This is a genomic window from Neolewinella aurantiaca (genome assembly GCF_008014675.1).
GTDB classification, from domain to species: Bacteria; Bacteroidota; Bacteroidia; order Chitinophagales; family Saprospiraceae; genus Neolewinella; species Neolewinella aurantiaca.
On the sequence record NZ_VOXD01000015.1, the window covers coordinates 41622 to 56532 of the forward strand.

Consider the following 14911-nt stretch of genomic DNA (forward strand, 5'->3'; position numbering starts at 1 on the left):
ATTTCAAAGCAAAAAGCATAAATTTTTCGCCGCTCATAGTTAACATTATGTTAAGTTAAAATTTGTACAGCACTAAATCCTCTTTACGCAGGCTCAATATGAATCAAGACCTTCCCGAGTCCCGGTATAGCCTCCCGCAAATGATCCTGAAGAGCATGGGAAAGGTCATGCCCTTCTTTCACCGAAATCCTCCCGTCAACAATAGCGTGTAAGTCTACGTGATGTAACATACCCGCTTTACGGACGAAGCACTTCTCCGTATCCAATATCCCATCAACCAGCAGAGATTTTCGTCTGATCTCCTCAATCAGTTCCTCATAAACCTGCTCATCCATTATTTCTCCCAGAGCCGGTCGCAGAATCAAGTAAGCGTTGTACAAAATAAAGCCGGACGCCAGCAAAGCCGCCCAGTCATCCGCCTTCTCGTATCCCGGCCCCAAAACCAAAGCAACCGATATACCCAGGAAGGCCATTATCGAAGTGATGGCGTCACTACGGTGGTGCCACGCATCCGCTTTAAGCGCGGAACTCCCCGTCTCCTTACTCTTCCGCATCACCACCCGGTAAGACCATTCCTTCCAACCAATGATGACCACCAACACTCCCAGTGTCCATGGTGCCGGACTCTCGTGCGGCCGACCAATATTCCTGATACTCTCGTAAGCAATCAAAGTAGCGGAAGCCACCATCATGGCCGTCACGGCAAAAGTGATCAACGGCTCGATCTTTCCGTGCCCGTAAGGGTGGTTCTCATCCGCTGGTCGGGCTGCATACTTCAAGCCCAGTAAGACCAGAAGAGAGGCGAATACATCATTCAGGGATTCTATTGCATCCGCCACCAAAGCATAGGAGTTGCCAAAAATCCCTGCCAATCCTTTTATCAGGGTTAAAGCAATGCTGCTGGCAATACTGAAGTAAGTCGCTTTTATGGCTTTGTGGTGGTTGTCCATCGCTAAGTAAAAGTACACCCATTAGTATATTGTTCCGTCGGCAGCATTCCATGTAATCCTTACCAAACTTTTCCCCTCCTCCCCGGTTATCTAAAACAGATGCATCACCACATCCTCCTTTTCGCGGTATACTTAATGGCCTTGGCACTCGTGCCCTGCCAGGATGAGTACGCCATCGTAGCCCCTAATGCACCCGCCTCCGTCCACGCAGCAAACTCCGAACACGAGCACGACGATGATTCAGAACACCAGGATCATTGCACTCCCTTCTGTATCTGCGCCTGCTGCGGAGCCGTCCTCGATGCACCGCCTACGCTTCTGACTATGGCCGAAGGGGAACCCTTGCCTCCCAAGGGCAATACCCAACCAACGTCTGTCCCTAACCTGAACCCCGGCATTTTTGCCTCGGCTAGTTGGCAACCCCCCAGATTCGCTTAAACCAATTCAAGGGATTACTCTGTCCCTACTCCACCCATTGGTTTAATCAATGGGCTGAATCCGTTCGCTTTACAGCCAAATTTTGTGACATCTGCCACGTCTCCCCTCTCCCGAGGAGAGGGGCCGGGGGAGAGGGCACAAGCGCACCCTCAGCCCATACCCCAACAAGTTTTCATGTTTGACAACATCATCGCCTATTCCGTCCGGAATAAGCTGGTGGTCGGTTTATTCGTCCTGGCGCTCATCGCCTGGGGCATCTTCTCCCTCCGCCAAATCCCCATCGATGCCGTACCCGACATCACCAACAATCAGGTACAGGTCATCACTTCCTCCCCTACCCTGGCCACCCAGGAAGTGGAACAGTTCATCACCACCCCCGTCGAGCTGGCACTGCAGAACCTGCAGGACCTCGTCGAGATCCGCTCCATCTCCCGCTTCGGCCTTTCCGTGGTTACCGTAGTGTTCGAAGAAAGCACCGACACTTACCTCGCCCGCCAGCTCGTCAGCGAACACCTCCGGGAAGCGGAAGAGAACATCCCCCCGGGCCTCGGCGCTCCGGAAATGGCACCCATATCAACCGGTCTCGGGGAGATATATCAGTACGTAGTCCGTCCCGAATCAGGGTATGAGGACCAATACTCTCCCACTGACTTACGCAGTATCCAGGACTGGATCGTCAGCCGCCAGCTATCCGGTATCGAGGGCGTCGTAGAGGTCAACACCATGGGCGGTTTCCTCAAGCAGTATGAGGTCGCCGTCGATCCCGAATTGCTCAAATCCGTCGGCGTCACCATCAATGATGTATTCGCTGCGCTGGAAAACAGCAATGAAAACACGGGCGGAGCCTACATCGAGAAGAACCCCCGTACCTATTATATACGTACCAACGGCATTGTCACCAGCCTAGACGATATCCGTAAGATCGTCGTCGACGTCCGCGCCGGCCGCCCCATCCTGATCGAAGACGTCGGCACCGTCCAGTTCGGTCGGGCTCCCCGCTACGGTGCCCTGGTCCGTAACGGCGAGGAAGCCGTCGGCGGCCGCGTCATGATGCTCAAAGGGGCCAACTCCGCCGCCGTTACCGAACGGGTGAAGGAGCGGGTCATTCAGATTCAGAAATCCCTCCCCGAAGGAGTCGTTATCGAACCCTACCTAGTCCGCGACAAACTGGTCTCCACCGCCATCGGCACCGTTCAGAAAAACCTGCTTGAAGGGGGCCTCATCGTTCTCTTCATCCTGATCCTGCTGCTGGGCAACTGGCGGGCCGGCCTCATCGTTGCCTCCGTCATTCCCCTGGCCATGCTCTTCGCCATCAGTATGATGAACCTGTTGGGCATTTCCGCTAACCTGATGAGCCTGGGGGCCATCGACTTCGGCCTGATCGTCGACGGCGCGGTGATCATCGTCGAATCCATCGTCCACCGCCTCCAGGTCCGGTTCGCCGGGCAAAAGATATCCCAGGCGCAAATGGACGGCGAGGTGACCGACAGCTCCATCAAAATCCGCAGCTCGGCCGCTTTCGGCGAGATCATCATCCTGATGGTCTACATCCCCATCCTCGCCCTCGTCGGTATTGAGGGCAAGATGTTCCGCCCCATGGCCCAAACGGTCATGCTGGCCATCGCCGGCGCGCTAATCCTTTCGTTAACCTACGTGCCCGCCATGTCAGCCTTATTCCTCAATAAAAAGGTTATGAATAAGCGCACCATTGCCGATCGCATCATCGGGTTCTTCCAGTGGCTTTATGCCCCGGTCCTTAATGCGGCCCTCCGTTTCAAAACGGTTTTTGTCCTGGCTACCGTCGCCCTGTTTGCCGTTAGCATTTTTGTCTTTTCCCGGATGGGCGGCGAATTTATTCCTACCCTCGAAGAAGGAGACTTGGCCATGCAGCAGATCATGCCGCCGGGAACCTCCCTCAGCCAGAGCATCGAAATGACTAAAAAGGTCCAGGATAAGCTGCTCGCCGATTTCCCGGAAATGCTGGAAGTGGTCACCAACATCGGCGCCGCCGAAATTCCCACCGACCCCATGCCGGTGGAAATTGGGGACTATACCATTGTCATGAAACCAAAGGAAGAATGGACTACGGCCAGCAACCGTCAGACTATGTTCGAAGCCATCGAGAAATCCCTGGAAGTCTTCCCCGGCCTCGGCCTGGAATTCTCCCAGCCCATCCAGTTACGTTTCAATGAACTCATGACCGGAGCCAAGGCCGATATCGCCATAAAACTCTACGGCGCGGATTTAGATGTGGCCTTCCAAAAAGCCAAGGAAGCCGAACGGATCATCTCCGGTATCCCCGGAGCCGGAACGGTGACGGTAGAGCAAACCATCGGTATGCCCCAGATCCTAGTTGATTTTAACTACCCCAAAATGGCGCAGTACGGCCTGCAAACGCGCGATGTCAACCGCGTTATCGAGACTGCCTTCGCCGGAGCCACTGCCGGCACCGTCTACGAGGGCGAACGCCGCTACGACCTAACCGTACGACTCCAAGAAGGCAATCGCGCCGGCATCTCCGATGTTCGCAACCTATTCATCCCGCTCGAAAATGGTAGCCAGGTACCGCTCCGCGAGGTAGCCTCCGTTGAGCTCGTCGATGCGCCTATGCAAATCAGCCGCGAAAACACCAACCGACGCATCGTCATCGGCGTCAACGTAGGCGATTCTGACGTGGAAACACTCGTCGGAAACATCCAGTCCGCCCTGGACGAAAACATCGACCTCCCTGCCGGTTATTATTTCACCTACGGCGGCCAGTTCGAGAACCTCCAGGCAGCGAGCGCCCGCCTCTCCATCGCTGTACCGGTCGCCCTGGCGCTTATCTTCATCCTGCTGTTTTTCACCTTCGGCAGCTTCTCCCAGGCCGCACTCATCTTTGTCGCCATCCCGCTTTCCGCGATTGGAGGCATCCTCGCCTTGGAGCTGCGCGGCATGCCCTTCAGCATCTCCGCCGGCATCGGCTTCATCGCCCTCTTCGGCGTCGCGGTGCTCAACGGCATCGTCCTGATCGGCTATTTCAACCAGCTCAAAACGGAGGGCTGGGACGACGTCCGCGCCCGCATCATTGAAGGCACCACGGTCCGCCTGCGGCCCGTCATCATGACCGCCTCGGTCGCCTCCCTCGGTTTCCTCCCCATGGCCCTGTCCACCTCGGGCGGCGCGGAGGTGCAACGACCACTCGCGACGGTGGTCATCGGCGGCTTGCTCACCGCCACTTTCCTCACGCTCATCATACTCCCCATTCTCTACAGCTGGCTGGAAGGATGGAAGAACCGGAGGAGTGGCGTGTCTAAAGTAGCTGTCTTAATACCATTACTATTGTGCTCTTTTTGGGCGCGGGCGCAGGTGCAAGGTGAGTTGGAGGAGCAAGGCGACCCTACCCCGATGACCCTGAACGAAGCGGTCAACCTCGCGATCACCCGTAACCCAATCGTTACCGCCGCTAATCAACTCACGGAGCAAAACCGAAGTCTCCAAAACCTCCCCTACTCCCCCGGTAACACCGACATCAGCTACCAGGGAGACGGCCTTTTCCGGGAGAATGGGCAACGGGTCAACCAGTTCGCTGTCGTACAGCAGTTCGCCCACCCCGCCGGCATCCGGGCAACCAACGCCGTTCAGGATGCCATCGTGCGTTCCAACGAGATCAGTGGTCGGCTTACCGAGGCCGAGCTGGCCCTGGAAGTAAGTAACCGGTATTATGAACTCCAGCAGCGGGAAGCATCGCTCCGACTGTACGAACGGCTCACCGCAACCTACGCGGAGTATTACCGAACGGCCCTGATCCGTGCGGAAACCGGCGAAGCAAACCGCCTCGAAGCCCTCAACCTCAGTTCTCGTCTCCGGGAACAGGAGTTACTGGCCCAACGGGCAAGACTTTCGGTAGCGTCCCTACGGCAACGGCTCGGCGTATTGATCGGAGCCGACGGCGACGTCACCGCCAGAGACACCTTAAGTCAGATTGCCCTCCCCTTCTCCATCGATACGTCCATAAATACCCTGGCCGTTCAACTGGCGGAGCAGGACATCGCCTTCACCCGCGCCAATATTGGCCGCACCCGCGCTGAACTCAAACCCGGCTTCCGCCTCGGTTATTCCGCCCAGCATTATTTCGAAGGGGGTTACCTCAGCGGTATCGAGGCCGGTATTACGCTGCCCCTTTTCAACAAGTCAACTAAGAGGCGCATCGAGGCTCAACAGTTGGGCGTCGCCGTTGCGGAATCTCAACTGGAAGCTACCCGCCTCCGCCGCCGTAGCGAACAACTGGAGGCCAGTAACCAGCTCCGGGAGATCGAAGCTTCCCTGACCTTTTACCGTGAGCAACTGGCCGTAGTAAACCCTGAAATCGTTCGCATCTCCCGCCTCAACTACCGGGCCGGTGAGATCACCTACCTCGAACTGCTCAGCGCACTCGAGATGCTGGCCGACAACAACATCGGCTACCTCGAATCCCTCCTGGCCTACAACCAAACCGTAGCCCGCATCCAATTCCTCAACCAATAATTCCATCGTCCCGATGAAAACCATAAAGCAACTAACTAGTGCCCTCCCCGCACTGCTCCTAATCCTCATTCTTTGCACCTGCGACCGCGCCCATCAACACGAAGAAGGGGACGGCCACGACCACGACGCACCCGCCACCGAGAAAATGGCCGACGATAAGCACGGCGATGATGAACACGACGACCATGACGGAGAACACGAAGAAGAGGAAGGCGTCCACCTCACAAAGATTCAGATGGAAACCATGGATATCGGCTTCGGCGATTTTACCAACCTGAAAATTAACGATTTCGTCTCAGCTACCGGCACCCTCGATCTGCCGCCCAACGGATATGCCGCCGTAAGCGCTCGCGCCATGGGGTTTGTGCGCAATTCCCGGAATTATGTGGAAGGTGATTACGTCAAAAAAGGAGCGACACTCGCCTACCTTGAGAACCCTGACTTTATCGATCACCAACAAAACTACCTGGAAACTTCCGCTGAACTCGCCTTTCTACGCCAGGAACTCGAACGTCAGGAAACGCTCCTGGCTGCGGATGCCGGCATCCTGAAAACCGTCCAGCGGCTCCGCTCCGAAGTTGCCGCTAAAACGGCGCGTCTGGCCGGTATTCGGGAACGACTCGAATACCTGGGCATCAGAACCGTGAACCTGACCGCCGAAAACATCACCAATCGCATCACGCTGTTCGCCCCGCGCTCCGGCTACATCACCAGTATCGCCACGCACGATGGTATGTACGTCGAACCCGCTACCGAACTGATGGAACTCATCGACGAAAAGCATTTTCACCTCGAACTGGACGTTTTCGAACGGGACATTGCCAAAATCAGCAAGGGGCAAAAAATGACCTATACCGTTCCTTCAATCGGTCCGGAGCGTTACGAGGCCGAAGTGCACGTGATCGGCAAGGAATTCAACGAGGAGAATAAAACCGTGCGCGTTCACGCTCATCCTTCCGGGAAGCAACCACCCTTCGTACGAGGTCGCTTCGTCGAAGCCCGCATTTTCCTTACCGACCAAACCGTCCGGGCGCTTCCGGAAGACGCCGTTCTACGCGAGGGCGACTTCTCCTACATTTTTGTCGCACCGGCCGAAAACAACAGTGACGAGGTGGAATTCGAACGTCTCCGCGTCAACCCCGGTATTACCGACGGAGGCTTTACCGCCGTTCGCCTCATCGATCCATTGCCGGATGGTATGCGCATTGTCACCCAGGGAGCCTATTTCGTCTACGCCCAGAGCCAGGCCGGAGAACTCGAACACGAACACTAAACGATCATGAATAAAAGTATCTATAAAGTTACCGCCATGGACTGTTCGGCCGAAGAGCAAATGGTCCGGATGCAGTTAGAGCCGCTCCCTCAGGTGGAGCGGCTCGACTTCGACCTACCCGCCCGACAACTAACCGTATATCATCGCGATGTGGTTACTCCCGTTACCCAAGCCCTCCATCAGCTTAAATTAGGAGACCAATTACTCACCACTGAAACCGCCGAACTTCCAGCAGTGGACGATGATAGTGCCCAGCAAAAAAAGATCCTTTGGTGGGTACTCGGCATCAACGCCGGGTTCTTCCTGGTCGAAATGGTTTTTGGTCTGATTTCCGGTTCTATGGGGCTTATCGCGGATTCGCTCGATATGCTGGCCGACGCTTTTGTCTACGCCCTGAGCCTGTTGGCTGTCGGTGCGGTTGCAGCCCGTAAAAAACAGATCGCCGGTTACAGTGGCTATATTCAGATCGGGCTTGCTGTTCTTGGCTTCGTGGAAGTGCTACGTCGCTTTATTGGTTATGGGGAAGTGCCTGACTTTAAGGTCATGATCATCGTAGCCTCCCTGGCTTTGGTTGGGAATGCCGTCTGTCTGTGGCTTATCCAAAAAACCAAGCGAGGCGAAGCCCACATGGAAGCCAGTTACATCTTCACTTCTAACGATATCATCATCAATTTTGGAGTAATCTTATCCGGTGTCCTCGTCTATCTCACCGCTACACGTTGGCCTGATTTGGTCGTCGGTAGTATCGTCTTCGCCGTCGTACTCCGTGGGGCTTTTCGCATTTTGAAACTAACTAAATAATCTATCGCAATACACAATCATGAGTAAATTAGAACTGGACCTCCCGGTCCTACTCCCCCAAATACCCGACGAGCGCGACCAGTGCGTCACCCGTCTATTGGCTGCCCTCAACGCCGAAGCCGGTATTGAAAAAGCCCACATTAAGGAGGGCACGCCCGCTGAGGTTTGTATCCATTACAATCCTGAACAACTGGCTCTGAGTAAAGTAAAAGCCATTGCCAGGCGTGCCGGCGCGGACATTACTTCCCGCTATCGGCATTTGCTTATCGATGTGACCGGCATCCGGCACCAACGCCACGCCCGCCAGCTCGGGGAACAAATCGGAAAAACACCCGGCATCCTAGAAGCCGTCGTGTCAGGTGCCGGGGTAGCCAGGATTGAATACGATAGTACCCTCACGGACGAAAATACCGTGCGGGCCGCGATCGCTGACACCGACCTACAAATGGGAGGCACGGTCAAAAGGGATGAACACGCCGGCCACGACCACGGCCCCGGAGAACACGGAAAGGAAAAACACAGCGGCGGAGACGGCCACAACCACGACCACGGTGGCATCTTCGGCGAGAATACCGAGCTCTATTTCGCCATTGCCAGTGGCGTTTTCTGGCTCGTCGGTCTCATCCTGAGTTTCCTAAGCGGTGTTCCTGAACTGGTTTCAACGGTGCTGTTCGTCATCGCCATCCTGCTGGGAGGTTACTTCATTCTTATCGAAGCTATTCAGACCATCCGTCAGGGTAAGTTCGAAATCGACTTCCTGATGCTCGTAGCCGCCGCCGGTGCCTGCGCGCTCGGGGAATTCCAGGAAGCAGCCCTCTTGCTATTCTTGTTCAGCATCGGCCATGCCCTGGAAAACTACGCTATGGGCCGTGCCCGCAAATCAATCGAGGCACTATCTGATCTGGCCCCGCCAACCGCGCTTGTCAAACGTGATGGTACTACCACCGAAGTAGGCGTGGAAGAACTGGCCTTAGGCGACATCATCGTTGTCCGCCCAAATTCTAAAATCGCCGCCGACGGCGTGATCGTCAGCGGAACCTCCGCCGTCGATCAGGCACCCATTACCGGAGAGAGCGTTCCGGTAGATAAAATACCGGTTACCAACCCTGACGCTGATTTTAATCTCGATAATCTACCATCAGAAAACCGTGCTTTTGCCGGTACGATCAACGGCAGTTCCCCGCTTGAAATCAGAGTCCTCAAACTGGCAAAAGACAGTACCCTTTCCCGCCTCGTTACCCTCGTCAAGGAAGCAGAAACCCAGCAGTCGCCCACTCAGCAACTGACCGATAAGTTCGAGCGGTATTTCGTTCCCGCCGTCATCGGCCTGGTCTTCCTCCTGCTCTTCGCTTTCCTCGTCATCGACGAGCCGTTCTCCAAGAGTTTCTACCGGGCCATGGCCGTCCTGGTCGCCGCTTCTCCCTGCGCTTTGGCGATCTCCACCCCTTCAGCCGTGTTAGCCGGTATTGCCAGGGCCGCGCGCCAGGGCGTTCTCATCAAAGGCGGACGCCCACTCGAAGATCTCGGTGGCATCACCGCCCTGGCTTTCGATAAAACCGGTACCCTCACCGAAGGCAAGCCCCGCCTCACCGAAGTGATCCCTTCCGGAGAAGCGACGGAAGCGGAATTACTAACCGTAGCCATAGCCGTTGAAGAATTGAGCGACCACCCCCTGGCCGCCGCCATCGTAACGGGAGGTAAAGAACGTCTTGGAAATACTACGAATATTCCCGCCGCTGAAAACCTGGAAGCGCTCACCGCCCGGGGCGTCAAAGCCACGGTTGCCGGCAAAACGGTCCACATCGGTAACCGCCGCCTGTTCCGTGAACTGACCGGTACCGAAATACCTGCCGCCATCGATCAGGAAATGTCCAAACTGGAAGACACCGGCAATACCGCTATGATCGTTCACCAGGGCGATCGCTACCTCGGCATCATCGCTGTAATGGACGTCGCCCGTCCCGAAGCGAAAGCCACCCTGGCCGCCCTCAAAGAACTCGGTATTAAAAAGATGGTCATGCTCACCGGCGACCATCAAAAGGTAGCCGATGCCGTCGCCGCCGATATCGGTATCACCGACCCGCTCGGCAGTCTCCTGCCTGAAGACAAAGTAGCCGCCATCGAGCGCCTCCGGGCCGAGGAGGGCATGGTCGCCATGATCGGCGACGGCGTCAACGATGCCCCCGCTATGGCTAAATCAAACGTCGGCATCGCCATGGGAGCCGCCGGCTCCGATGTTGCCCTCGAAACTGCCGACGTCGCCCTCATGGCTGATCGCCTCGATAACCTCCCCTTTGCCATAGGCCTGAGCCGTAAGGCCAAGTCTATCATCCGGCAAAATTTGGTCATGAGCCTCGGTATGGTGGTGATCCTCATCCCGCTTACGCTACTAGGGATTGCGGAGATCGGCCCGGCGGTTATTGCGCACGAAGGATCTACACTGGTGGTGGTAGGAAATGCACTCAGGTTACTGGCTTACAAGAAGTAATAACTATACGGACATGGTTCAATCTGTATATTGCTTCTATTCACCGCAAAATTCAACGACATGACTTTTTACTGGAGAATGCCCGAAGGGCTTCAGCTATATTATCAAAAGGAACTTAGCGATTACAGGTCCGCTTTTTCTAAAGGCGAATTACAAGTCGCTTGGCAACACTTGGAAAGGGCTCATATCCTTGGTCAGCCCTGGGCCGTCGAACATTCGGAAGTGCATTGGCTTATGCTTCGCTTCGGTTTCGCCATCAAAAGCTGGAAGGAAATTCGCGGCCAGCTGTTACGCCTGGTATTTGGCGGGGTCAAGTCATTCGTCGGGAAAGTTCCTACGGGTAACACCGGAGGAGCTAACGTTCCGCCGCTACAACCAATGGAAATCCCTGAAGATTTGAAAAGAATGTTATCTCCCTTCTCCCCTACCCGCTAGTTCCAAATGGGTAGCTATTAAAATTACGCTTGCTCATGAAGACTATGGAAAATTTGGAGAAAGCTGAAGACTATTACGACAAGTTTTCCCGCTTCTACGACATCTTGTCTCCCGATTGGTACTACCGTAAGCCACGGGAATTTGCCGTCCGTGTAATGGAATTAGAGGAAGGTCAAAACATCCTTAACCTTCCCGTTGGAACCGGCCAAAATTTCGAATACTTCCAGCAATACCTCAAGGGCTCCGGGAAAATAGTTGGCGTCGATCTCTCCGGGGGAATGCTCCAAAAAGCACGACAGAAGATCAACGCCAACAAATGGAACAACATCAGCCTCTTCAAAGACGATGCCACCAAAATCAACGAAGATTGGGTCCGGGACCATCTTGGCGAAGGAGTCAAGTTCGACGCTATCCTCTGTGACCTCGGGCTATCCGGTTTCCCCGAATGGCGGAATGTCATCGATAACCTTCTTCCCCTCTTACGGCCAGGCGGAAGGTTTGTCATCATGGATTGGTATATCGAGCAGCCTGGTCTGCGCGCGGAATTCATTAAATGGATCGGCGGCGGCGAAGTGGACCGGCCGCTCTACCAGTATTTAGCAGAACGGGTGGAAGACTTTCAGTTGAACGACTCGTTTAAGGGAGGGGATGTTTTTGTGGCTTGGGGAGATAAAGTAAAAAGGCTTTAAAAAGACTGTACCTTTCCTCGAAAGGCGAAATGTCTGCTACTGCCGTAGCTTATAACGTAGGCGAGGCAAGTACTTGAACCAACCAAACTTATTGACGTATGATATTTGAACATGAGATAAAGCCACCTGCTGATTGTACCGCAGAAGAACTAGAAGACTTCTACGAGATGTGCAAAGAGGCAGATCAAGTCTCTCTGATCAACTTAAAAGACAGAATCTTGAATTGTCCGTTCTTGGCTTTTGCTCGCCATGAAGAAAAAATAGCGGGCATAGCCGCTATCAAGGTCGCGGGTGAAAACTATCGGCAGAGAACGTTTACGGCATCTAAGACCACCCTTGATAACAAGTTGTTCCCTCACGAGGTCGGATATGTATACACGAAGCCATTTTATCAAAAAAATGGAATTGGGAGCACGCTTGCTGATATGCTAATTTCAAAATTTACAGATCAAAATTTATTCGCAACTACGGGAAATCCAACAATGAAGCGGATTCTTGAAAAAGGTGGCTTTGGAGTCGCCGGCAGCTCCTATCCAGGAGACCATAATGACACCTTAGAACTATTGGTGAGAGATAATTCTTTCACTCATTGATGCCTTGGGCCGAGATTTTACTTAAGGACCATAGAACTTGCGAAAAGTAACCCGCCAACCCCAAATCCACCACCACACAGTACAACTCATATCCATCAGGAATGATTACGCCTTTAGCCAGATATAGGTATCCAAGGTCCCAGCCAGCATGTAGCAAAAGGCCCAGGGGAATCAATAACGCGTTCTTACGCAGGCCTCCGTAAGCTAGCAACCAAATAACTAAAGCCTGAACACCGCTGACAATCAGTAAAGCGGTGTCACTCCCAGCAAAACCAACGTAAATGAACCCAATCGCCGTAAGCATCAGGCCGCCGGAAGTTGCTCTATCGAGGCGCAATAATTCTATTGCACCAGCGATTATACCAACGGTTATCAGACCGAGAAGAAGAATAGAAATTGTCATGCGAAAAGCAATTTAAGTGGCAAGCTGAAAGTCTACAATTTCGCCGACTTCAACCGCAAACTATTAGCCACCACGGAAACGGAGCTCAACGCCATCGCTCCGCCGGCAATCATGGGATCGAGTAAAAAGCCATTGATTGGGTAAAGCAGCCCGGCGGCGATTGGAATACCAATCAGATTGTAAATGAAAGCCCAGAACAAATTCTGACGGATGCCACGAACCGTAAGTTTAGAAAGACGAAGTGCTTTGGGAATAGCCGACAAGTCAGAAGTGATCAGCGTCATCTTGGCAACGTCCATCGCAATGTCCGAGCCTTTCCCCATAGCTATACTTACGTCCGCCTGCGCCAAAGCATGGGAATCGTTAATACCATCGCCCACCATGGCCACTACCCTACCCTCAGCTTGCAGTTGCTCCACGAAGGCGGCTTTATCGGCCGGTAACACCTCGGCGCGGAAGTCCTTTAGCCCCACCTCTTTTGCGACGGCGGCGGCGGTCTGCTCGTTGTCTCCGGTCAGCATGTATACGTCGATGCCTCGCTCCTGAAGCGTTGCGATCGCGCTACGGGAACTCTCCTTGATCCGGTCGGCGATAGCGATGATCCCAAGCACATTCCGTTCATCGGCTACGTATACCACAGTATTCGCGGCCTCCCGCAGTTTTTGGGCGCGGTCGCGGGTGCCGGGGGAGGTTGCAAGGCCGTGTTCGTTCATCAACCGCTCGTTACCGACGTAGTAGGTTGTCCCTTCGTAATTGGCGCTGATCCCTCGGCCAGTAATGCTGGTGAAATCATCAAGGGCTACCGGTTTTATCCCTGCTTCTTTTAACCAGGCAGTCACGGCTTCAGCCAGGGGGTGCTCGGACTTAGCTTCCGCCGCCAGCACCACGCTCTTCCAACCTTCCACTGCACCTGCGTCCGCGCCCGCTTCCCAATATTCTTCCGTCACGTTGGGACTCCCCTCCGTAATCGTCCCGGTTTTGTCCAGTACGATCGCGTCTACTTTATGACCTAATTCCAGGCTCTCCGCGTCCTTGATCAAGATGTTATTCTCAGCCCCCTTGCCTATACCGACCATGATCGCCGTAGGAGTCGCCAAACCCAGCGCGCACGGGCAGGCAATGATCAAAACCGCTACGCTGGTCAGTAAAGCGTGGGTGAAGGCATCCTCGCCCCCCAGCACCATCCAGCTGATGAAAGTGACCACCGCAATAGCCATCACTATCGGAACGAATATGCCCGCAATCTTATCCACCAATTTCTGCACCGGTGCCTTGCTCCCCTGCGCCTGCTGCACCATCTTGATGATCTGTGCCAGTAAGGTCGCTCCCCCTACTTTCTCAGCAACAAACCGGAAACTACCCTTCTGATTGACCGTCCCCGCGAACACCGCTTCACCTTCGGCTTTACGCACCGGCACCGGCTCCCCCGTAATCATACTTTCGTCAACGAAGCTATTTCCGTCCTGCACCTGGCCGTCAACGGGTATTTTCTCTCCAGGTCGTACCAACAACAGCTGCCCCGTAGCGACGTCCGAAATCGCCATCTCTACCTCTTCTCCATTGACGATCGCTTTGACCGTCTTCGGTTGCAATCCAATCAGTTTCTTGATCGCCGAAGACGTATTCGATTTTGCCCGCTCCTCCAGTAATTTCCCGAGAGATATGAACGTGATGATCACCGTCGCCGCTTCGTAATAAACGTGTGGTTCTAGTCCCTGCCGCAGCCAAAACTGCGGATACAAGGTGTTGAAAAGACTGAACAGAAAAGCAATCCCCGTACTCAGCGCTACCAAGGTGTCCATGTTAGCCTGGCCGTGACGAGCCTGTTTCCAAGCGTTAACGTAGAAGTGGCGACCAAACCAAAATAGAACCACCGAGGCAAGCCCCAGGCTTATCCACCGCCCCGCAGGCCAATCCATAAAGAACATCCCAATGATGAAAACGGGAAGCGTGAGGATGGCCGACCATATCGTACGCTGCCTGATCTCCGCGTACTCCCGTTGTTTTATTTCTTCTTGGACCGCCGAGGGATCTTCTACATCTACAATCAGGTCATAACCAACCGCCTGAAGAGCGTTTCTCAATTCGTTTGTCGTTATTTTATCATGGTCGAAATCCACCAGCGCGGTCGTATTCGCAAAATTGACGCTTACGTCGTTCACCCCCGGTAATTTCTTCAGGGTACTCTCCACGCTGGAAGCGCAGCCGGCGCAACTCATTCCCGTGACCGGGAAGGATGCTTTTTCTGTGGACTTTGTGCTTTTATCGTGATCGGCAACTACATTCATCTAACTTTCCTTTAGATTACAAAATTCGGGCGATGAAGTGCTGAATA

At 54.3% G+C, this 14911-nt stretch carries 11 protein-coding genes; 8 read left to right on the forward strand and 3 right to left on the reverse strand.

From position 1 onward, the window contains the following. Window positions 1-83: 83 nt before the first annotated feature. Window positions 84-950, reverse strand: a complete 867-nt coding sequence (locus FUA23_RS11025) for a cation diffusion facilitator family transporter (protein ID WP_147930870.1) — start codon at window positions 948-950, stop codon at window positions 84-86. Between the two features lie 99 nt (window positions 951-1049). Here FUA23_RS11025 and FUA23_RS11030 point away from each other — a divergent pair, with 99 nt between their 5' ends. The 8 genes from FUA23_RS11030 to FUA23_RS11065 all read left to right on the forward strand — a co-directional run bounded on the left by FUA23_RS11030 (window position 1050) and on the right by FUA23_RS11065 (window position 12173). After that, window positions 1050-1388, forward strand: coding sequence for a DUF6660 family protein (locus FUA23_RS11030; protein ID WP_147930801.1), 339 nt, complete (start codon window positions 1050-1052; stop codon window positions 1386-1388). A 174-nt stretch (window positions 1389-1562) separates the two neighbouring features. Next, a complete protein-coding gene (locus FUA23_RS11035; RefSeq protein WP_147930802.1) occupies window positions 1563-5894 on the forward strand; it encodes a CusA/CzcA family heavy metal efflux RND transporter in 4332 nt (1443 codons plus the stop codon). Between the two features lie 13 nt (window positions 5895-5907). Continuing rightward, complete coding sequence (locus FUA23_RS11040; protein WP_147930803.1) at window positions 5908-7167, forward strand: efflux RND transporter periplasmic adaptor subunit; 1260 nt, start codon at window positions 5908-5910, stop codon at window positions 7165-7167. A 6-nt stretch (window positions 7168-7173) separates the two neighbouring features. After that, window positions 7174-7968 (forward strand): cation transporter, encoded by a 795-nt coding sequence (locus FUA23_RS11045; RefSeq protein WP_187270979.1) that lies wholly within the window; start codon window positions 7174-7176, stop codon window positions 7966-7968. A gap of 19 nt (window positions 7969-7987) precedes the next feature. Further along, window positions 7988-10456: a heavy metal translocating P-type ATPase gene (locus FUA23_RS11050; protein ID WP_147930804.1), complete on the forward strand. Its 2469-nt coding sequence runs from the start codon at window positions 7988-7990 to the stop codon at window positions 10454-10456. Between the two features lie 60 nt (window positions 10457-10516). Continuing rightward, entirely contained in the window at window positions 10517-10891 is a 375-nt protein-coding gene (locus tag FUA23_RS11055) for a DUF3703 domain-containing protein (protein WP_147930805.1), read from the forward strand. A gap of 35 nt (window positions 10892-10926) precedes the next feature. Beyond that, window positions 10927-11580 carry a class I SAM-dependent methyltransferase gene (locus tag FUA23_RS11060; RefSeq protein WP_246144163.1) on the forward strand — a complete coding sequence of 218 codons (654 nt, stop codon included), beginning with the start codon at window positions 10927-10929 and terminating at the stop codon, window positions 11578-11580. Window positions 11581-11678: 98 nt separating this feature from the next. After that, the gene (locus tag FUA23_RS11065; RefSeq protein WP_147930806.1) at window positions 11679-12173 is read left to right on the forward strand and encodes a GNAT family N-acetyltransferase; all 495 of its coding nucleotides are present in this window, start codon (window positions 11679-11681) and stop codon (window positions 12171-12173) included. Here the strand turns inward: FUA23_RS11065 and FUA23_RS11070 are convergent. Both FUA23_RS11070 and FUA23_RS11075 read right to left on the reverse strand, forming a co-directional pair. Then, complete coding sequence (locus FUA23_RS11070) at window positions 12163-12576, reverse strand: DUF6010 family protein (protein ID WP_147930807.1); 414 nt, start codon at window positions 12574-12576, stop codon at window positions 12163-12165. The two genes, FUA23_RS11065 and FUA23_RS11070, sit on opposite strands and share 11 nt — an antisense overlap. 32 nt (window positions 12577-12608) lie before the next feature. Then, window positions 12609-14864, reverse strand: a complete 2256-nt coding sequence (locus FUA23_RS11075; RefSeq protein ID WP_147930808.1) for a heavy metal translocating P-type ATPase — start codon at window positions 14862-14864, stop codon at window positions 12609-12611. Window positions 14865-14911 lie beyond the last annotated feature (47 nt).